The organism is Luteimonas sp. MC1782, assembly GCF_014164605.1.
In the GTDB taxonomy this organism is placed as follows: Bacteria; Pseudomonadota; Gammaproteobacteria; order Xanthomonadales; family Xanthomonadaceae; genus Luteimonas.
Genome location: NZ_JACJFT010000001.1, coordinates 825,818 through 844,152 on the forward strand (window position 1 = coordinate 825,818; position 18,335 = coordinate 844,152).

The following is an 18,335-nucleotide window of genomic DNA, read 5'->3' on the forward strand; positions in this document are numbered from 1 at the left end:
ACCATGTCCGTGACCGCCAGGCTCGCCACGCTCCGCGCCCGCAAGGGCCACCGCCGCACCCCCGGCCTCGATGACGCCACCGTGGAGCGGTTTGCCGCCAATCACGCCGACCTCGTCGCCGCGATCGACGCAGCGGCAGCGGAATTCTCGCGTATCGAAGCCGACTTCGCCGACCTGCTCGACCTCGACGAGGACGCGCAGATCCAGGCCGTGCAGGCCGGCTACGTCAACTTCTATCCGCAGGACGGCGTGAACCCCTACGTCGCGCTCGCAGCGCGCGGGCCGTGGATCGTGACCCTCAAGGGCGCGGTGCTGTACGACACGGGCGGCTACGGCATGCTCGGCTTCGGCCACGCGCCGCAGGCGGTGATCGAGGCGATGGCCAAGCCGCAGGCGATGGCCAACGTCATGACGCCCAGCCTGTCGCAGCTGCGCCTGGACCGCGCGCTGCGCGCCGAGATCGGCCACAGCATCGGCGGTTGCCCGTATGCCGCCATCATGTGCCTCAACTCCGGCTCCGAGTCGGTGTCGCTGGCCGCGCGCATCGCCGACACCAACGCCAAGACCATGACCGAGTCCGGCGCCCGCCACGCCGGCCGCACGATCAAGCGCCTGGTGGTCAAGGGCGCCTTCCACGGTCGCACCGAGGCACCGGCGCTGTACTCCAATTCCTCGCGCAAGGCGTACGAAGGCGCACTGGCCAGCTACCGCCACGAGGACAGCGTCATCGTCGTACCGCCCTACGACCTGGCCGCGCTGAAGCAGGCCTTCGCCGACGCCGATGCCAAGGGCTGGTTCATCGAGGCGATGTTCCTTGAGCCGGTGATGGGCGAAGGCGACCCGGGCCGCAGCGTGCCGGTCGCGTTCTACGCCGCCGCGCGCGAACTCACCAAGGCGCATGGCGCGCTGCTGCTGGTCGACTCCATCCAGGCCGGCCTGCGCGCCACCGGCGCGCTGTCGATCGTCGATTACCCCGGCTTCGAGGGCCAGGAGGCGCCGGACATGGAGACCTATTCGAAGGCGCTCAACGCCGGCCAGTATCCGCTGTCGGTGCTGGCGGTGAACGCGCGCGCCGCGGGCATCTACAAGCGTGGCACCTACGGCAACACCATGACCGCGAACCCGCGCGCGGCCGATGTCGGCGTCACGGTGTTGGGCCTGGTCACGCCCGAGGTGCGCGCCAACATCCGCGCCCGCGGCCAGCAGGCGCTCGACAAGCTGGAGGCGCTGAAGGCCGAACTCGGCGGGCTGATCACCAAGGTTCAGGGCACCGGCCTGCTGTTCTCCTGCGAGCTGGCACCGGGCTTCAAGGGCTACGGCGCGGGTTCGTCGGAAGAGTGGCTGCGCGAACAGGGCCTGGGCGTGATCCACGGCGGCGAGAACTCGCTGCGCTTCACCCCGCGCTTCGAGATGGGCGAGGACGAACTGGACCTGGTGGTCTCGATGGTCAAGCGCGCGCTGCTCGAAGGCCCGCGGGTGCAGGCGGCGGCCTGATTACCTCGCGCTGCTACTCCGTGGCCTGAGGGGCGTTGGAGGCCTGACGTGCCCTGTGGTGGCCGTGAGGCCTTCGCGGCTCATGTCCCCCGGCATCCGCCTCGCGGCGGATGCCTCCTCCTTGACTTCCCCGCGAAGGCCTCCCGGCCACTTTGGGGCCGGGTCGCGGCTGTGGGGCGGGTGCCAAGGGCCTTGAGGGCGAAGTCAAGGAGGAGGCGATGGCCAAGGCCATCGCCGGGGGACATGAGTCCTCAAGGCCCTTGGTACCCGCCACCCAAGTGAAGCGCCCTACTCCCAGCAGCGATCCGTGCGGCCCTTGAGCGTGGCCGAGCGGCCGCAGTCACGCTGCCCGATCCGGCCTTCGGTGTGTTCGATGATCCGGCGGCCCGTGGCGCGATCGCCGACCAGCGAGAAGGCGTCGTAGAGACGACCGGTGGCGGTGCGCGCCTCGTAATGCAGGGTGTCGCCGTCGATGCGGATCACCTGGAACAACTGCGTGTCCTCGGCAACCGGCGCCATGGTCTCGCGCGCTTCCTGCGACAACAGGTACTGCTTGGCACCGGCCACCGACACCACGTATTGCGGCGTGGCCTTGCCGGCGTCGCCGGCGCGGCGACCGTAGGTGTGGTCGTGGCCCTGCAGCACCAGGTCGACGGCGTGGCGCTCCAGTACCGGCATCAGGTGACGGCGCAGCACGCGGTTGTCGCGCCCTTCGCGCGGCGAGTACATGGGCTGGTGGATGGCCACGACCGTCCACGCGCGCGGGCTGTCGCGCAGCACGCCGTCGAGCCACGCGGCCTGCGCCCTGACGGTGCCGAGGTCGAGCGCCGAGGTACCATCGAGCACCACGAAGCGCGCGTCGTGCATGTCGAACCAGTAGGTCGTCGCCTCAGCGCCCGGCGCGCCGTTGCCGGGCAGCGCGAACATGTGCGCCCAGTGCGCGCCCAGCACGCGGCGCTCCCGGGGCGTGTCCTCGAACTCCTCGAAGTACTCGTGGTTGCCGGCCAGGGGCGCGACCAGCATGGTCGATGCCAGCGGCGCGGCGATGTCGGACCACTCGCCCCACTCGTTGTCGTCTTCGCCGTCCCCGCCGCTCACCAGGTCACCGGCGAACAGCGCCAGGCGCGCCTTGGGGGCGTGGCGCATCGCCTCGAGCACGACGCGCGTGCCAAGGCTGGCGTTCTTGTTCTGGGTGTCGCCGAAGTACAGGAATTCCAGCGGCGCACCCGCGGCCGCCGCGGTGCGCAGCTGCCGCCACGGGCTCCACCAGCCGTTGCCGCCCTGCACGCGGAATGCGTACAGCGTGTCGGGCTCGAGTCCGTCGACCGTGACCCGGTGCTGCCGGCCCGTGCCGTTTTCCGTCGTGAACGCGCGACTGCGCGCGGCGACACGGTGCGGCGCGCCCATGTCCGGCGAGTCGCCGGCGACGACCAGCTCCAGCAGTGGTGCATCCACGCCGTCGGCAGTGCGCCATGCCACGTGGAAACCACGCGCCGGATCCGCGGCGGGCGAGGCGATGACGCGGTCCGGCCGCGTTGCGGGCGCATAGCGCGGGTCGCCCGCGGGCACCAGGGTGTTGGGCTCCGCTTCGCGCGCGTCACCCGCGGCATCGACTGCCGTATCGCGGGCGATCACGGGGTTGGCCGCGGCCAGCGCGAGCAGTACTGCAAGCAGGGCGGAAACAGAAACGGAAACCAGGCGCTGGAGCATCGGCAATCAACCTTGCATCGGGGGCGGATGTCATGGAACCGCAACATCTTCGCTTCGCTCCATGACGCCCGGATTGCAGCTGATGCACCGCTGTCCCCGGCATGTCCTGTTGCAAGCACTGCGTTCTGACCGGGTTTGCTGCAGACTTCGCGCATCGCACGCCTGGATAGCGCATGAAGATCGTCGAAGTCCGCCACCCGCTGGTGCAGCACAAGCTCGGCCTTCTGCGCCGCGCCGACAACAGCACCAAGACCTTCCGCGAGCTGTCGGCCGAGGTGGCCACCCTGCTCACCTACGAAGCCACCGCCGACCTCGAGACCGAAGACGCCGAGGTGGCCGGCTGGGCCGGCGCGGTGCGCGTGACCCGCATCAAGGGCCGCAAGGTGACCCTGGTGCCGATCCTGCGCGCGGGGCTGGGCATGCTGCCCGGGGTGCTTGAACTCATCCCGGCCGCCAAGGTCAGCGTGGTCGGCATCAAGCGCGACGAGGCCTCGCTCCAGGCGGTGCCCTACTACGAGAACCTGGTCGGCGAGATGGCCGACCGCACCGCGCTGATCCTCGACCCGATGCTGGCCACCGGCGGCACCCTGATCGCCACCGTCGACATGCTCAAGGCCGCCGGATGCAGCCGAATCAAGGGCCTGTTCCTGGTGGCGGCACCGGAAGGCCTGCGCGCGCTCGAGGCGCGGCACCCGGATGTCGAGGTCTTCACCGCAGCCATCGACCAGCGCCTCGACGACACGGGCTACATCCATCCCGGCCTCGGCGACGCCGGCGACAAGATCTTCGGCACCCGCGCCTGAGTCCGCCGGCTCGGCCGGCGCGCCTTGCACGCGCCGATGGCCTGCCTGGCGCACGCCTGGCGTTGGGCCAAGTGTGGCCAGCCCCTTGTTCACGCTGTTTTCCGGTCCTGCCGGCTCGCGCCGGTCGCATGCGGCCGACGGCGCACCGGCGGGCGCGCACTGGCTGTTCGGACGCAACCGCCTCGACATCGACAGCCACCAGCTGATCCGCGACGACTACCGCGCACAACTCGACGAGCGTGCCTTCGCAGTCCTGGGCTGCCTGCTGCGGCATGCCGAGCAGGTCGTGCCGCGCAGCACCCTCGTGGCCGAAGCCTGGCCAGGCGTGGAGCACGTGAATGACAGCGCGGTGTCCAAGACCATGCGCCGGCTGCGCATCGCCCTGGGCAGCGAGGCCGGGCGGACCCTTTCCACGGTCTACGGCGTGGGCTACCGGCTGACGACGCCGGCGGTGCTGGTCCCGGCGGGCGCGACCCTGCCAGGCAACGGTGCCGCAACCAGCGGCACGCCGGTCCAGGCTGCGGCGCGCGGGCAGCGCGCCCCGGCGCCACCGGGCAGCGGGCACGTGACGCCGAACATCAGTGCCGACGCAACGGGCGCGCCCGAGCATGCCGGGCACGCGCGCCGGCATCGTCTCGTGGTCATCGTCGTCCTGCTGCTGTCGGCACTGCTGGCCGCCTGGTTGCTGCTGGCCCCCGTCGCGCGCTGAGCGCCGCGCTCAGGCAGCGCCCAGGCTCCGTGCGTGCAGTCCGGCCAGCCGGTGCTCCGCCGTGAACCGGCCGCGCGCGTCGCGCGCCAGTTGCGCCAGCGCGCACTCCGGGTCGTGGGTAAAGAACAGGTGCACGTTGCGCGCCAGCTTGTCCTCGAGGAACGCCTGCTTCTCGTCGATCAGGGTCTCGGCGCAGCGGTCGTAGCCCATCGTGATCGGCACGTGTACCCAGGGCAGGCCCGGCACCAGGTCGGCGCAATACACCACCCCGCCGTGCGCCTCGCCGCCACGCAGGTCGGGGCCGACGATCTCGGCCAGCATCATCCCCGGCGTGTGGCCGTCGCTGTAGTGGAAACGCACGCTGTTGCCGAGCGCGGGCGTGTGCACGCCGTCCACCAGCTCCAGGCGTCCGCTGGCCTCGAGCAGCCCGGGCAACTCCGGGATGTAGCTGGCGCGGTCGCGCGGATGCGGATCCACTGCGCGCGCCCATTGCTCGCGGCCGAGCACGAAGGTGGCATTGGGGAACAGCAGCGCCGGCGCCGCGCCTTCCGCCCACGGAGCGAGCAGGCCGCCGGCGTGGTCGAAGTGCAGGTGGCTCAGCACCACCACGTCGATGTCCTCGTGGCGGAAGCCGGCGGCGGCCAGCGAATCCAGCAGCACGTGGCGGTCCTCGGTGACGCCGAATCGCTCGCGCAGTTTCGGCTCGAAGAACGCGCCGATCCCGGTCTCGAACAGCACGGTGCGCCCGGCAAGTGGCGTGGCCAGCAGGCAGCGCGTGGCGAGCGGGATGCGGTTGGCGTCGTCGGGCGCCGCCCACTTGGCCCAGACCGCGCGCGGCGCATTGCCGAACATCGCGCCGCCGTCGAGCTTCTGGGTGTTGCCGTCGATCGACCAGAGTTTCATGGGCAGATAGTACTCAGTCGGCGGCGGTTGCCGAGAAATGCAGGATGAAATGGCCGCCGGCCGGATCGATCGCCACCACCTCGAGCGGCGCGATGGCGCCATCCAGCGCCAGCCTGCCCTGCCCGCTGGCATCGGGCTCCGCGCTCGGCAGCCGCAGCCGGCTGCCGCGCCAGGCCTTCACCGTCACCAGCGACCCCGCCGGGGCGACCCGCAACGTGGTGCGCGCGCCGGCCGGCAGCGCGACGTTGCGGCCGGCGGTGTCGTCGAGCGCGTCCTGCTGCAGCACGAACAAGGGCTCGCCGCCGGCCTCCACCGCGAAGCGCCAGTCGGTGGTGCCGACCGTGCCATCGCCAAGCACCACGATGCGCTCCAGCTGCAGGGCCAGGCGCCGTGCCGCCGGCGGTGCCGCCGGCGTCCCGTCGGGGTCCGCAGGCGCCGGCACCGCGATGGTGGCCACCGGCGCGAGCTGCTCCGCCCGCTCGCGCCGCTTGGCATCGAGCTCCAGCAGGTTGCCGATCAGCGTGGTCAGCGCGACCAGGAAGAACACGGTCGCGCCCAGCTTGGCCGGCAGTTTGAGGTACCAGGGTTTCGGAGGTGGCTCGATCACGGCGCGCCCCGTGGCCTAACGGGCGGGCGCTGCCGGCGCGGCCACGACCGCGGCCTTGCCGACCGGATTGCGTGGATCGCTGCCACCCTCGAGGGTGTTGGTGGTGCGGTCCCACGCCACCGTCTGCATGTTGCCCCAGACGTGGCTGGAGGCGCGGCCGTCGCGCTCGGGCTCCGGCAGGTCGACCGCGTGGCCCATCGCCTGCAGCGCGCGCGCGACGCCAGGGGTGAAGGTGCCGGTCTCCGCCGAGATGCGGTCCGGCATCCACTGGTGGTGGTAGCGCGGCAGGGCCGCGACATCCTGCGCGGACAGGCCGGCGTCGTAGCCGAGGGCGCCGAGCAGCACCATGGTGATGATGCGCGAGCCGCCGGGCGTGCCGAGCACGGCGATGCGTTCGTCGGAGACCATGAAGGTGGGCGTCATCGAACTCAGCATGCGCTTGCCCGGCGCCGGCGCGTTGGCGTCGTACCCCATCACGCCGAACGCGTTGGGCGTGCCCGGCATGAGCGCGAAATCGTCCATCTCGTTGTTGAGCAGCACGCCGGTGCCGGGCGCCACCAGGCCGGAGCCGTAGAGCAGATTCACCGTCTGCGTCGCCGCCACGCGGTTGCCGTCGGCGTCGATGATCGAGAAATGCGTGGTCTCGTCGTCTTCCAGCGGCGTCGGCGCACCCGACAGCAGGTCGCTGGGCGTCGCCCTCTCGGGATGGATGGTGGCGCGCAGGCCGGCCGCGTAATCGGGGCTGGCGAGCAGGCGCTGCGGCACCTTCACGAAGTCGGGATCGCCCAGGTAGAAGGTGCGGTCACGGAACGCGCGGCGCATCGACTCCACCACCAGGTGGGCGCGCTGCGCCTCGGGCAGCGCATCCAGGTCGTACGGCGCGAGGATCTGCAGCATCTGCGCCATGGCGATGCCGCCCGACGACGGCGGCGGCGCGGTCACCACCTCCCAGTCGTGGTAGCGGAAGCGCATCGGCTCGCGCACCCGCACCCGGTAGGCTGCGAGCTCTTCGGCGGTCCATTCGCCGCCGGCGTCGCTCACCCCGGCCAGCAGATTTTCCGCCACGTCGCCGCGATAGAAGCCGTCGAACCCGTGGTCGGCCAAGGCCTGCAGCGTGCGCGCCAGGTCGGGCTGGAGGAACAGGTCGCCTTCGGCGATCGGCCGGCCGCCGGCCAGGTACACCTCGCGGGTGCCGGGGTAGCGCTCCATCACCTCGCGCCGCGCCTGGTAGCCGCGCGCCATGCGCGCATACACCGGGAAGCCGTCGCGGGCGATGCGGATCGCCGGCGCCAGGCTGCGCGCAAGCGGCAGCTGGCCATGCTCCGCCTGCAGGTGAACGAACGCCGCCGGAAGGCCCGGAATACCGGCCGCCCACGCACCGTTGGTGGCACGGTCGCGGTCGAAGCCACCGTCGGCCTGCACGTACTTCGCAGCCGTGGCAGCGGCCGGCGCGGTCTCGCGCGCGTCCACGAACAGGTCCTTGCCGCTGGCGGCATCGTGCAGCAGGAAGAATCCGCCACCGCCGATGCCCGAACTGATCGGCTCCACCACCGACAGCACCGCCGACACCGCGATCGCGGCGTCGAAGGCGTTGCCGCCAGCGGCCAGGATCTCCAGGCCGGCGTCGGTGGCCAGCGCGTGCGCCGAGGCCACGGCCACGCCCGGCGGCCTGGACGCAGGCGCGGCGGATGTCGCGCCGGCGGTGATGCGTTCGCCATCGGCCACGCTGGCGCAGGCCGGCACCAGGGACAACAGCAGCGACAGCGCGCCAAGGTGCAACAGGTGGCGAAGGCTCATGCAACGTTCTCCCGCAGTCGCATGAGCTTGGCAAGCAACTGGTCGTGGGTTTCAGGGATGTCCAGGTCCGGGTCGATGCATTCGACCGGGCAGACGACGACGCACTGCGGCTCGTCGAAATGACCCACGCACTCGGTGCAGCGCGCGGGATCGATCACATAGATGGTCTCGCCCTGCGAGATCGCCTCGTTCGGGCAGGCAGGCTCGCAGACGTCGCAGTTGACGCAGAGTTCGTTGATGCGCAGGGCCATGGGGTCATTGTAGACCCTGCCCGCAAGGGCCGCCGCCGGACGATGCCGGCGGCAGCGCCTGGATCACTTCGCTTCGATGAAGACGTATTCGACGCCGGCCGGAGCCACGGCGGTCGCCACGCGGTCCTTGTCGGCCGCGGCGCCGATGAACAGCACGCGCACGCCCTTCATGGTGTCGGCCGGCACGCCGGCGAACGACTCCACCACGATGTCGCCCATGCGGGCGGAATCGGCCGACGCGTACGCAAGCAGGTTGCCCTTGACGATGCCGCGGGCCACGTCGCCCTTGGCCTTGTCGAGCAGGCGCTCATAGGCGCCGGTCTGGTCCTCTGCGCCCGCCGTGGACGGCAGGAAATACACGAAGGGCTGGTTGCCGATGCCCTCCATGTTGCGCGTCACCACGTCGGAGACGTAGGCGCGCCACGCGGCGTCGTCGGACCCGGCCGCGGGTGCGGTCAGCGGCGCCGCGACGGCGACGGGCGCGGCTTCTTCCTTCTTGCACGCGGCCAGCAACGGAAGTGCGAGGCAAGCGGTCAGCAGCAGGCGGGACATCGTGTTCATTGCAGTTTCCCCATGTTTTTCTGGAAGGTCGGAACGTGTGGTTCCGCTGGTCAAAGCTTGGTGCGCCGCCATTCGGCCTGCAGCGCATCGGCCACTGCCGCCGGCACGAACCCCGAGACATCGCCGCCAAGGCGGGAGATCTCGCGTACCAGCGATGATGAGATGAAGCCATATTGTTCCGCGGGGGTCAGGAACAGCGTCTCGACTTCGGGAATCAGGTGCCGGTTCATGCTGGCCAGCTGGAACTCGTACTCGAAATCCGACACCGCGCGCAGGCCGCGCAGCAGCACCCCGCCGCCGACCTCGGCCACGAAGTGCGCCAGCAGCGAATCGAAGCCCATCACCTCCACGTTGGCGTGCGCGGCCAGCGCCTCGCGGGCGAGCTCGACGCGCAGCGCCAGCGGCAGCGCTGGACCCTTGCCCGGGCTTTCGGCAACCCCGACGATCAGCTTCTCGAACAGCGGCGCGGCCCGGTCCACCAGGTCGACGTGGCCGTTGGTGATCGGATCGAAGGTGCCGGGATAGACGGCGATCCTGTTGCGTGCTGTGGTCATCGCGTCGCTGCGCCGGGTCGGGTGGCTGGGGCCGCGGCGAGTGTAGCAGCGCCGCGCCCGGTGGCGCTCAAGCCGGGGCGTGCCCGGCCGCGTCGGCGGGCGCCTGGCGGTACAGCGCGTGGCGCGCATCGCGCGTGGAGGACTCGCGATGCAGGCGCCAGCCCGCACCGGGCGCGGGCGCAACGCCGGCGGGCGACTCCATGTACAGCCATGCGCCGCGCGCGAGCCACGGCGGCAGGCGCTGCAGCGCCGTGGCCCAGGCATCGTCGGCGAATGGCGGGTCCAGGAACACCAGGTCGAACTGCCCGTGCACCGGCAGGCGCAGCCAGTCCAGTGCGTCGGCACGCACCACGGTCGCGGCATCACCCGCGTGCAGGCGGGTGCAACTGGCGTGCAGCGCCTGGGCCAGCACAGGATCGCGTTCGACCAGCAGCGCTTCGGCGGCACCGCGCGAGAGCGCTTCAAGCCCGAGTGCACCGCTGCCGGCGAACAGGTCGAGCACACGCGCGCCGGGCAGCATCGGCTGCAGCCAGTTGAACAGGGTCTCGCGTGCGCGGTCGGAGGTCGGGCGCAGGCCGGGCGCATCGGCCACCGGCAGCTTCGACCCGCGCCAGCGCCCACCGATGATGCGCACGCTGCCGGCGGGCCCGGCGCGTCGCGGAAGGGTCGGATTTCGGGCCGGTGATACCATGCCGCGTCATTGTCCGCGCTCGCGCGGCGATGTGCACCCCCTCCCCCACACGGTCCGGTTGCCAGCGCAATGGTGAGCTTTTTCCGCCGCAAGAAACCCGAAGCAGGCACCGGCGGAGGGAATGCCGGCAGGCCGAAGCTGGACATCGAGGCGCTGGCGGCGGCGTTTCCGAACGCGCCTGGCCGCGACCTGCCCGGGAGCGACGCGGCCGCGGAGCCCGTCGCCGACGTGGACCACGCAGCGGGCACCGTCCACGCGGCCGATGCGGCTGCTGCGGCCGATGCCGCAGCGGAAGCCGAAGCCAAGGTGCAGGCATTCATGGATGCCGCCGTGGCCGCCGCACCGGTGGCTGTCGAGCCACCGGCTCCGGTGGCACCGGACACGCCGCTTACGGCAGGCCTGGTCGCGCCCGTGCCGGCCAGGCCTGCTTCGTCGACCACCCAGGAAAAGCCCGCCGCCGCACCCGGCAAGTCGGGCTGGCGCGAACGCCTGAAGGGCAGCGGCTTCGCGCGGGGGCTCGGCGGCCTGTTCTCGCGAAATCCACGCCTCGACGACGACCTGCTCGACGAGATCGAAACCGCGCTGCTCACCGCCGACGTCGGCGTCACCGCCACCACCCAGCTGGTCGAGTCGCTGCGCAAGCGCATGAAGGCGCGCGAGTTCGCCGATGCCAACGCCATGCTCGGCGCGCTGCGCGGCGACCTGATCGCCATGCTGGAGCCCGTGGCGCGCCCACTGGTGATCGACCCGGCGGTGCGCCCGTTCGTGATCCTCACCGTTGGCGTCAACGGCGTGGGCAAGACCACCACCATCGGCAAGCTGGCGCGGCGCTACAAGGACGAGGGCCGCAGCCTGATGCTGGCCGCCGGCGACACCTTCCGCGCCGCCGCGGTCGCGCAGCTGCAGGCCTGGGGCGAGCGCAACGGTGTGCCGGTGATCGCGCAGGGCCAGAACGCCGATGCCGCCTCGGTCGCGTTCGACGCGCTGCAGGCGGCACGCGCGCGCGGCACCGACATCCTGATCGCCGACACCGCCGGGCGCCTGCACACCCAGCAGGGGCTGATGAACGAGCTCGGCAAGATCAAGCGCGTGCTCGGCAAGCTCGATGACGCCGCACCGCACGAAGTGCTGCTGGTGATCGACGGCACCACCGGCCAGAACGCGCTGTCGCAGCTGCGCCAGTTCCACGCCGCGGCCGGCGTGACCGGGCTGGTGGTCACCAAGCTCGACGGCACCGCCAAGGGCGGCGTGGTGTTCGCGCTGGCGCGCGAGTTCGGCATCCCGATCCGCTATGCCGGCATCGGCGAGCGCCCCGAGGACCTGCGCGTATTCGACGCCGAGGCCTTCGTCGACGCACTGCTGCCGGAAGCGCTGGGCGCGTGACCCGGCGCCGCGTTGCCGCCTGGCTGGCGGGGACGCTGGTATTGCTGCTGCTCGCAGCCGTCGTCGCGCTGTCGCTGCTGCTGCAGCCGCAGCGACTGTCGCGGCTGGCGCTGGACACGGCGGGCGACATCCTCGGCCTGGAGATCAGCGCTTCCGGCCAGGCGCGCTATCGCCTGCGTGGCACGCCGATGCTCGAGGTGCGCGATGTGGTTGCGCGCCAGCCGGGCGCCGCCGCGCCGCTGCTGCGCGCCGGGCGCGTGTACCTCTCCCTGCCCTGGTCCACGCTGCGCAACCGCGCCGCGCCGCTCGAATTCGACCGCATCGAACTCGACTCCCCACGCCTCGATGTCGTCGCACTGCAGGCCTGGCTTGCGGCGCGGCCACCCGGCGACGGGCGGATCCCGACGCTGCGCAACGGCCTGCTTGTCAACGACGGGCACATCGACGGCGCTGGTTGGCATGTTGAAGGGTTCCGGCTTTCACTGGAGGCACTGCGCGCGGGCGATCCGCTGGCCGCGCAGGCACGCGGTCGCCTGGTGCTGGCACCGCCGATGACGGTCCTGTTCGACCTGCGCATCGCGGCCGAACGCCTGGAGAACGGCAGCGGTGCCGCTGTCACCGGCCGCGCCACGCTCGACACCGGCAGCTGGCGGCTGCCCGCCTACCTCACCGCATCCGGGCCACTTCGCAGCGACGCCGGCACCCTGCGCGTGCAGCCGTTGCGCCTTGGCGCCAGCGCGCGCTACGAGGGCGGCGACACCACGCTGCCATTCGCGCTGGGCCTGCATGGACCGCTGCGGCTGCGCGACGGTGCGTGGTCGCTCGCGCCGGCGGACGTGGTGCTGCACGGTGAAGGCGTGATACCGACACTCGACGCACGCGGGCGGATCGCACTGTCGCGCGCGCTGCTGGTCGAGCTGTCCGGGCGCTTCGCGGAATGGCCACAAGCCTGGCCGACGCTGCCGTCGCCGCTGGACGCACCGGACACGCCGCTGCCGTTTTCCATCGCCTACGCCGGCGCGGCGACGCTTGGCGACCCGGTGGCCGCACAGCTTGCGCGGGGCGACGCGCGCGCCGAAGCGCGGTTCCGCATCACCGAGGTCCTCGCCTGGTCGCAGGGCGCGGCGGACGGGTCGCCGCTGCCACCGTTGCGTGCGCACGCCACTGCGCCACGCATCGAAGTGCCAGGCGGCGTGCTGGAAGGCGTCGAAGTATCGATCGACGAATCGCCGTGAACGCGGCTTTCGACAGTGGCTTCGCGCCGCGGCTGCTGGCCTGGTTTGACATCCACGGCCGCCATGACCTGCCCTGGCAGCACCCGCGCTCGCCGTACCGGGTGTGGCTGTCGGAAATCATGCTGCAGCAGACGCAGGTGCGCGTTGTGGTGCCCTATTTCGAGCGCTTCGTGGCGGCCCTGCCCGACTTGCCGGCGCTCGCGGCGGCGTCGCTCGACGACGTGCTCGGGCTCTGGTCGGGCCTGGGTTACTACGCACGCGCCCGCAACCTGCATGCCGCGGCACGCGCGTGCGTCGAACGCCACGACGGCGGACTGCCGCGCGATTTCGATGCGCTGCTCGCGCTGCCGGGCATCGGCCGCAGCACCGCGGGCGCGATCCTGTCGCAGGCCTGGGGCGACCGACACGCGATCCTCGACGGCAACGTCAAGCGCGTGCTGTCCCGCGTCCATGGCGTCAGCGGCTGGCCCGGCCTGCCGGCGGTCGAGAAGCAGCTCTGGCAGCACGCGCAGGCGCAGCTGCCCGACGCGCGCCTGGCCGACTACACACAGGCGCAGATGGATCTCGGCGCCACCCTGTGCACGCGTCATGACCCGGCGTGCATCCTCTGCCCGCTGCAGGACGGCTGCGTCGCACGCATCGAAGGTCGCGTCGCCGAACTGCCCACGCCGAAGCCCGGCAAGGCCCTGCCGCAGCGCGAAGCCGTGCTGCTCGTGCTGCGCGACGGCGAAGGCCGCGTGCTGCTGAGGCGACGCCCTCCGGCCGGTGTGTGGGCCCAGCTCTGGTCCCTGCCCGAGGCCGAAGACCACGACGCCGCGCGCGCGCTGTTCCACGCCCACGCCGACGGCGACTATGCGCAAGGCGAGGCGCTGGAGCCGATCGCCCACGCGTTCAGCCATTACCGGCTCAGGCTGCTCCCGCTGCGCTGGCGCGCCGTCGCCCCCGCCGCCGCGGTGGGCGACAATGACGACCTGCGCTGGGTGTCGCATGACGCGATCGATGCCCTCGGGATCCCGGCGCCCGTCAGGACACTGCTCGACATGCAGTTCGCCGAGCACCAGGAGGATCCGCCGCAATGAGCCGCACCGTGTACTGCGAATACCAGAAACAGGATGCCGAAGGCCTCGCCTTCGTGCCGTGGCCGGGCGATCTTGGCAAGCGCGTGTTCGCGCATATCGGCAAGGCCGGCTGGGCGGCGTGGCTGGCGCACCAGACCATGCTGATCAACGAGAACCGGCTGTCGCCGCTGGATCCCGCCACCCGCGCCTTCCTCGAAGGCGAGATGGAGAAGTTCCTGTTCGGCGGCGGCGCCGAAGCGCCCGCCGGCTACGTGCCCGAAGACGCGCCCTGATCGTCGCGGGCCGCCTTCTCGGCGGCCTTGATCTGCCGGGTGTCGAGCGGCCGGATCTCGCGGATGCGGCAGGGGATCTGCATGGAGCCGTGGCCGCTGGCCAGCACCTTGTCGAAGCGTGCCATGACACGCCCGCCCTCGCTGCTGGTCACGGCGATCACCGGACTGAAGTCGATGTCCGGGCATGGGCCGTCGAGGTCCAGCAACCAGGCGCGACTCGGGCCGGTCCACAGCGCGATCGCGCCATCGCCCAGCGGCGTCCAGCCAGTGATGTTGCCGTGGTACGGAAAGCTGCCCACCGGCGCACCCGCCGCGGCGCGATAGATGGTGAGTTTTTCCCCCGCGTCCAGGCGTCCGCCACCCGTCGCACATGCCGACACCACCAGCGCCGCGGCGAGCGCCATGCCCATCCGGGCGACTGTTTGCGTGGCCATCGTTGCCTCCCGCCGCCGTGCGGCATTTACCATCGGTGACGCCATCATGCAACGCGCCGCATGCGCCGGCTGCGGCACCTCGCGGGCAGGTTCAGCTGCGGTGATGCTTGCCGCCCGCGCGCCGCCGCCGTATCATTCCGCGCTCGCCAGTGGCCGGGTAGCTCAGTTGGTAGAGCAGGGGATTGAAAATCCCCGTGTCGGGGGTTCGATTCCCTCCCCGGCCACCATTGCGACGCAACAGCAAGTCTGACCGCAAGCCCTGCACGGCATTTGCCCTGCGGGGCTTTTCGTTCGTGGACATGTGAAAATCCACGCCATGAATGATTCCGGGCCGCAGCCCACGGCACAAGCGGCCACTGCCACCACGCGCGTCCTGACCGAAGCACTGAAAGACCACATCCGCGCCGCCTACGGCAGCCTGCAGGCCAACACGCCCGGCTTCAGCACGCGGCGTGCGCAGAGCCACATGATCGGCGTGGTGTCGCGGGCGCTGGCGACCACTGGCGGCATCGGCATTGCGGAGGCACCGACCGGCGTTGGCAAGAGCCTCGCCTACCTGACGGCCGGCGTGCCGATCGCGCTGGCCACCGGCAAGAAGCTGGTCATCAGCACAGGCACCGTCGCCCTGCAGTCGCAGCTGGTCGGACGCGACATCCCCGCGTTCCTCGCCGCCACCGGATTGCAGGCGCGCGTGGCGCTGGCCAAGGGCCGCACCCGCTACCTGTGCACGCGCAACGCCGCCGAAATGCAGGGCGGCTCAAGCCAGGATGCGATGTTCCCCGACGAGGAGCCACTGTACGACCGCCCGCTGTCCCCGTTCGAGATCGAGGCCGCGACGCGTCTCCTCGAGGCCTATACCGATCGCCTGTGGGATGGCGACCTCGATGCCGCGCCGGAGCTCGTCAGCCCTGCCCTGCGCAGCCAGATCACCACGCCGGCGTCGGCCTGCGCGGGACGTCGTTGCGGCTATGCCGCGCAGTGCCCGGTGCTCACCGCGCGCACCACCGTGCGTGACGCGCAGATCGTGGTCACCAACCACGCGCTTCTGCTCTCTTCGCTGTCGCTGGGGGATGCGGAAAACAGCCAGCCGTTGCTGGCGGCGCCCGCGGACATGCTGTTGGTGCTCGATGAAGGCCACCACGTCGCCAGCGTCGCCATCGACCAGGGCGCGGCGCGCCTGCCGCTGGGCGACATGGCCAGGCGCGTGGCACGGATGCAGGGCCTGGTCACCGCCAGCTACCGCCTGGTCGGCAAGGACACGATCGGCACGCTGCTGCCGAGCGACGCCGTGGAGCTGGCGGCGCGCGTCGCCAAGGCGCTCAAGGCGTTTCGCGTCGAACTCGAACACGCCTGGACGCCCGAACCCGGTGACCGCGATCCCATGTGGCGCGCGCCGCATGGCCGCCTGCCCTCGGACTGGATGCCCGCCGTGGAAGCGCTCGGCGACGACACGCGCAGCCTGTTCAACTGGGTGCATTCCGCGCAGCAGATCGTCGCCAAGTCGAAGCAGGACGATCCCGCCAAGGAGCGCCTGCAGCGCAATCTCGGCATGGCGCTGGAGATGGTCGAGGAACAGCACGCGCTGTGGTCGGGCTGGCGGCGCGAAGACCGCGACGGTTCGCCGCCCATGGCCCGCTGGCTCACCCAGGCCCGCGACGGCGACCTGGTCTGCCACTGCTCGCCGGTCTCGGCCGCACAGGTGCTGCGCCAGCTGCTGTGGAAGGACGTCGACTCGGTGGTGATGACGTCGGCCACGCTGACCGGCGGTGGCGATTTCCAGGCGTTCGCCATCGACACCGGGCTGCCCGACCACGCCGAAATGGTGAGCCTGCCCTCGCCCTTCGACCTGCCGCGCCAGGCGCAACTGGTCATCCCGCAGTTCCCGGCCACGCCCGACGATCGCGAAGGCCATCCCGTGGCCGTCGCCGACTACCTCGAGCGCGAGCTCGACTGGGGCAAGGGCAGCATGGTGCTGTTCACTTCGCGCTGGAAAATGGAAAAAGTGGCGGAGCTGATGTCCGGCGCGCGCCGCAAGCAGATCCTCGTGCAGGGCATGGGCAACAAGTCGCAGACCGTAGCCGACCACGTCGCGCGCATCGCCGCGGGCAAGGGCTCGGTGCTGTTCGGCCTGAACTCGTTCGGCGAAGGCCTCGACCTGCCCGGCGAGGCCTGCACCACGGTGGTGATCACCCAGGTGCCGTTCTCCGTGCCCACAGACCCGCAGACCGCCACGCTGGGCGAATGGCTGGAGAGCCGCGGCCACAACGCCTTCAACCTGATCGCCGTGCCGCATGCCCTGCGCACGCTGACCCAGTTCGCCGGGCGCCTGATCCGCACATCCACCGACACCGGACGCGTCATCATCCTCGACTCGCGCCTGCTTACGCGTCGCTACGGCAAGCGCATCATCGATGCGCTGCCGCCGTTCGAACGCGTGATCGGCTGACGCGCGGGCTAAGGCTTCGCGGGGTCGCGCGGCTTCGGGTCGGACTCGGTGGTGCGCTGCGTGCCGCCGTGGAAGTTGCGATCCACGTCGTCCGGTGCTGAGGGCGAGACCGTGTTGCGGTCGCCCGAGCCGTGCGGGTACTCGCGCTGTTCGCGGTGGGCGTCCTCGCCTGCGGGGCGGTCCTTGAGGACGTCGGACTTCTTGTCAGGCTGGGTCATGGTCGTGGCCTCGCTGGTGGGGTCTCCGATGCTCGACCACGGCGCGTGCGCTGCATGTCAATTCGGCGTCACGCGCGCGTTGTCGTGATGCGCGCATCAGCCACGCGGCCCGCCCATCACCGGCAGGATCACGCCATTCACGTACGACGACATCACCGGTGACGCCAGGAACACGTACGCCGGCGACACCTCTTCCGGCTGCGCCGGGCGCTTCATGTCGCTGTCCTTGCCGAACTCCGCGACGTCCTTGGCGGGTTTGTCGGCCGGGTTGAGCGGCGTCCACACAGGGCCTGGCGCCACGCAGTTCACGCGGATGCCGCGCTCCAGCAGGTTGGACGCCAGCGACATGGTGAATGCGTGGATCGCGCCCTTGGTCGCGGAATAGTCGAGCAGCTTCGGGCTGCCGAAGATGCCGGTCTCGGAGCCGGTGTTGATGATGCTGGCACCGCGCTCCATGTGTGGCAGCGCGGCGCGCGCCATGTGGAAGTAGCCGGCGATATTGGTCTGCAGCGTCTCCTGCAGGTGGCGGTTGCCCAGGTCTTCCAGGCGATCGACGTGCTGCTGGAAGGCGGCATTGTTGACCAGCACGTCCAGCCGTCCGAACGCCTTGACCGCCTTGCGCACGGCCTTCCTGCAGAATTTCGGATCGCGGACATCGCCGGCGATGACCAGGCAGCGGCGGCCTTCGGCCTCGACGTGGCGCTTTGTCACCGCGGCGTCTTCGTCTTCGTCCAGGTGCATCACCGCCACATCGGCGCCTTCGCGTGCGAACAGCACCGCCACCGCCCGGCCGATGCCGGAATCGCCGCCGGTGATGATGGCCGCCACGCCCTCCAGCTTGCCACTGCCGACGTAATCCGGCGCCTCGAACCGCGGCGCCAACGCCAGCGCATGCTCGTGACCTGGCTTGGCCAGATGCTGCGCAGGCATCGGATTCTCCGGCTGCCGCCGCGTCCCCGCCTGCGTCGCCTTCTTCGCCGCCTTCTTGCCGGCACGCTTCTTCGACGCGCGCTTCGAGGCTGCATCTGCCTTCGCCTGGATCTCACGCTGGCGAGCGACAGTTGCGTCAGCACCAGCGCCCTTCGCGCGCGCCGCATCCTTCGCGCCCTTCGCGCCTTTGCGAGAGACAGCCTTCGCCATATCCATGCTCCCAGGTCAGTTGATGGAACGAGACTGCCACCCTCGCCG

General features: G+C 71.0%; 19 protein-coding genes and 1 tRNA gene. 9 read left to right on the top strand and 11 right to left on the bottom strand.

The features are described 5' to 3' along the window. Nucleotides 1-3: 3 nt before the first annotated feature. Nucleotides 4-1,494 carry an aminotransferase class III-fold pyridoxal phosphate-dependent enzyme gene (locus H5368_RS03895; RefSeq protein ID WP_182821553.1) on the top strand — a complete coding sequence of 497 codons (1,491 nt, stop codon included), beginning with the start codon at nucleotides 4-6 and terminating at the stop codon, nucleotides 1,492-1,494. Nucleotides 1,495-1,782: 288 nt separating this feature from the next. Here H5368_RS03895 and H5368_RS03900 read toward each other — a convergent pair whose 3' ends face one another. Beyond that, nucleotides 1,783-3,204 (bottom strand): metallophosphoesterase family protein, encoded by a 1,422-nt coding sequence (locus H5368_RS03900; protein WP_182821555.1) that lies wholly within the window; start codon nucleotides 3,202-3,204, stop codon nucleotides 1,783-1,785. 173 nt (nucleotides 3,205-3,377) lie between these two features. Between H5368_RS03900 and upp the strand changes: the two genes are divergently transcribed. Then, nucleotides 3,378-4,007 carry a uracil phosphoribosyltransferase gene (gene upp / locus H5368_RS03905; protein ID WP_182821557.1) on the top strand — a complete coding sequence of 210 codons (630 nt, stop codon included), beginning with the start codon at nucleotides 3,378-3,380 and terminating at the stop codon, nucleotides 4,005-4,007. 73 nt (nucleotides 4,008-4,080) lie between these two features. Then, nucleotides 4,081-4,716: a winged helix-turn-helix domain-containing protein gene (locus tag H5368_RS03910; protein WP_182821559.1), complete on the top strand. Its 636-nt coding sequence runs from the start codon at nucleotides 4,081-4,083 to the stop codon at nucleotides 4,714-4,716. A gap of 9 nt (nucleotides 4,717-4,725) precedes the next feature. Here the strand turns inward: H5368_RS03910 and H5368_RS03915 are convergent, their stop codons facing one another. The 7 genes from H5368_RS03915 to rsmD form a co-directional block, all read right to left on the bottom strand. Then, nucleotides 4,726-5,619 carry an MBL fold metallo-hydrolase gene (locus H5368_RS03915; RefSeq protein ID WP_182821561.1) on the bottom strand — a complete coding sequence of 298 codons (894 nt, stop codon included), beginning with the start codon at nucleotides 5,617-5,619 and terminating at the stop codon, nucleotides 4,726-4,728. A 13-nt stretch (nucleotides 5,620-5,632) separates the two neighbouring features. Then, nucleotides 5,633-6,226, bottom strand: a complete 594-nt coding sequence (locus tag H5368_RS03920; protein WP_182821562.1) for a hypothetical protein — start codon at nucleotides 6,224-6,226, stop codon at nucleotides 5,633-5,635. 15 nt (nucleotides 6,227-6,241) lie between these two features. Continuing rightward, the gene (ggt, locus tag H5368_RS03925; protein ID WP_182821565.1) at nucleotides 6,242-8,023 is read right to left on the bottom strand and encodes a gamma-glutamyltransferase; all 1,782 of its coding nucleotides are present in this window, start codon (nucleotides 8,021-8,023) and stop codon (nucleotides 6,242-6,244) included. Further along, nucleotides 8,020-8,274, bottom strand: a complete 255-nt coding sequence (locus H5368_RS03930) for a YfhL family 4Fe-4S dicluster ferredoxin (RefSeq protein ID WP_182821567.1) — start codon at nucleotides 8,272-8,274, stop codon at nucleotides 8,020-8,022. Before H5368_RS03930 ends, ggt begins: the two co-directional genes overlap by 4 nt. 63 nt (nucleotides 8,275-8,337) lie before the next feature. Continuing rightward, entirely contained in the window at nucleotides 8,338-8,835 is a 498-nt protein-coding gene (locus H5368_RS03935; RefSeq protein ID WP_182821569.1) for a hypothetical protein, read from the bottom strand. Nucleotides 8,836-8,885: 50 nt separating this feature from the next. Further along, entirely contained in the window at nucleotides 8,886-9,389 is a 504-nt protein-coding gene (gene coaD, locus H5368_RS03940; protein WP_182821571.1) for a pantetheine-phosphate adenylyltransferase, read from the bottom strand. Nucleotides 9,390-9,456: 67 nt separating this feature from the next. Beyond that, a complete protein-coding gene (rsmD, locus tag H5368_RS03945; RefSeq protein ID WP_182821573.1) occupies nucleotides 9,457-10,080 on the bottom strand; it encodes a 16S rRNA (guanine(966)-N(2))-methyltransferase RsmD in 624 nt (207 codons plus the stop codon). A 69-nt stretch (nucleotides 10,081-10,149) separates the two neighbouring features. Between rsmD and ftsY the strand changes: the two genes are divergently transcribed. From ftsY to H5368_RS03960, 4 genes are read left to right on the top strand one after another with little or no spacing between them, the layout of a single operon-like run. Further along, nucleotides 10,150-11,463, top strand: a complete 1,314-nt coding sequence (gene ftsY, locus H5368_RS03950) for a signal recognition particle-docking protein FtsY (protein ID WP_182821575.1) — start codon at nucleotides 10,150-10,152, stop codon at nucleotides 11,461-11,463. After that, entirely contained in the window at nucleotides 11,460-12,698 is a 1,239-nt protein-coding gene (locus tag H5368_RS13470) for a hypothetical protein (RefSeq protein WP_255486336.1), read from the top strand. The genes ftsY and H5368_RS13470 overlap by 4 nt, the downstream gene beginning before the upstream one ends. Further along, entirely contained in the window at nucleotides 12,695-13,777 is a 1,083-nt protein-coding gene (mutY, locus tag H5368_RS03955) for an A/G-specific adenine glycosylase (protein ID WP_343203878.1), read from the top strand. Before H5368_RS13470 ends, mutY begins: the two co-directional genes overlap by 4 nt. Next, on the top strand, nucleotides 13,774-14,049 hold the full coding sequence (locus H5368_RS03960) for an oxidative damage protection protein (protein WP_182821579.1): 276 nt from the start codon (nucleotides 13,774-13,776) through the stop codon (nucleotides 14,047-14,049). Before mutY ends, H5368_RS03960 begins: the two co-directional genes overlap by 4 nt. Here H5368_RS03960 and H5368_RS03965 read toward each other — a convergent pair. Beyond that, nucleotides 14,025-14,483: a DUF6491 family protein gene (locus H5368_RS03965; RefSeq protein ID WP_255486338.1), complete on the bottom strand. Its 459-nt coding sequence runs from the start codon at nucleotides 14,481-14,483 to the stop codon at nucleotides 14,025-14,027. The genes H5368_RS03960 and H5368_RS03965 overlap by 25 nt on opposite strands. Nucleotides 14,484-14,634: 151 nt before the next feature. Between H5368_RS03965 and H5368_RS03970 the strand changes: the two genes are divergently transcribed. Both H5368_RS03970 and dinG read left to right on the top strand, forming a co-directional pair. Continuing rightward, a tRNA-Phe gene (locus H5368_RS03970) sits at nucleotides 14,635-14,710 on the top strand. Between the two features lie 89 nt (nucleotides 14,711-14,799). Further along, the gene (gene dinG / locus H5368_RS03975; protein ID WP_182821581.1) at nucleotides 14,800-16,929 is read left to right on the top strand and encodes an ATP-dependent DNA helicase DinG; all 2,130 of its coding nucleotides are present in this window, start codon (nucleotides 14,800-14,802) and stop codon (nucleotides 16,927-16,929) included. Nucleotides 16,930-16,937: 8 nt separating this feature from the next. Here dinG and H5368_RS03980 read toward each other — a convergent pair whose 3' ends face one another. Both H5368_RS03980 and H5368_RS03985 read right to left on the bottom strand, forming a co-directional pair. Continuing rightward, on the bottom strand, nucleotides 16,938-17,147 hold the full coding sequence (locus H5368_RS03980) for a hypothetical protein (RefSeq protein ID WP_182821584.1): 210 nt from the start codon (nucleotides 17,145-17,147) through the stop codon (nucleotides 16,938-16,940). A gap of 96 nt (nucleotides 17,148-17,243) precedes the next feature. After that, nucleotides 17,244-18,188, bottom strand: a complete 945-nt coding sequence (locus tag H5368_RS03985; RefSeq protein WP_343203902.1) for an SDR family oxidoreductase — start codon at nucleotides 18,186-18,188, stop codon at nucleotides 17,244-17,246. Nucleotides 18,189-18,335: the final 147 nt, after the last annotated feature.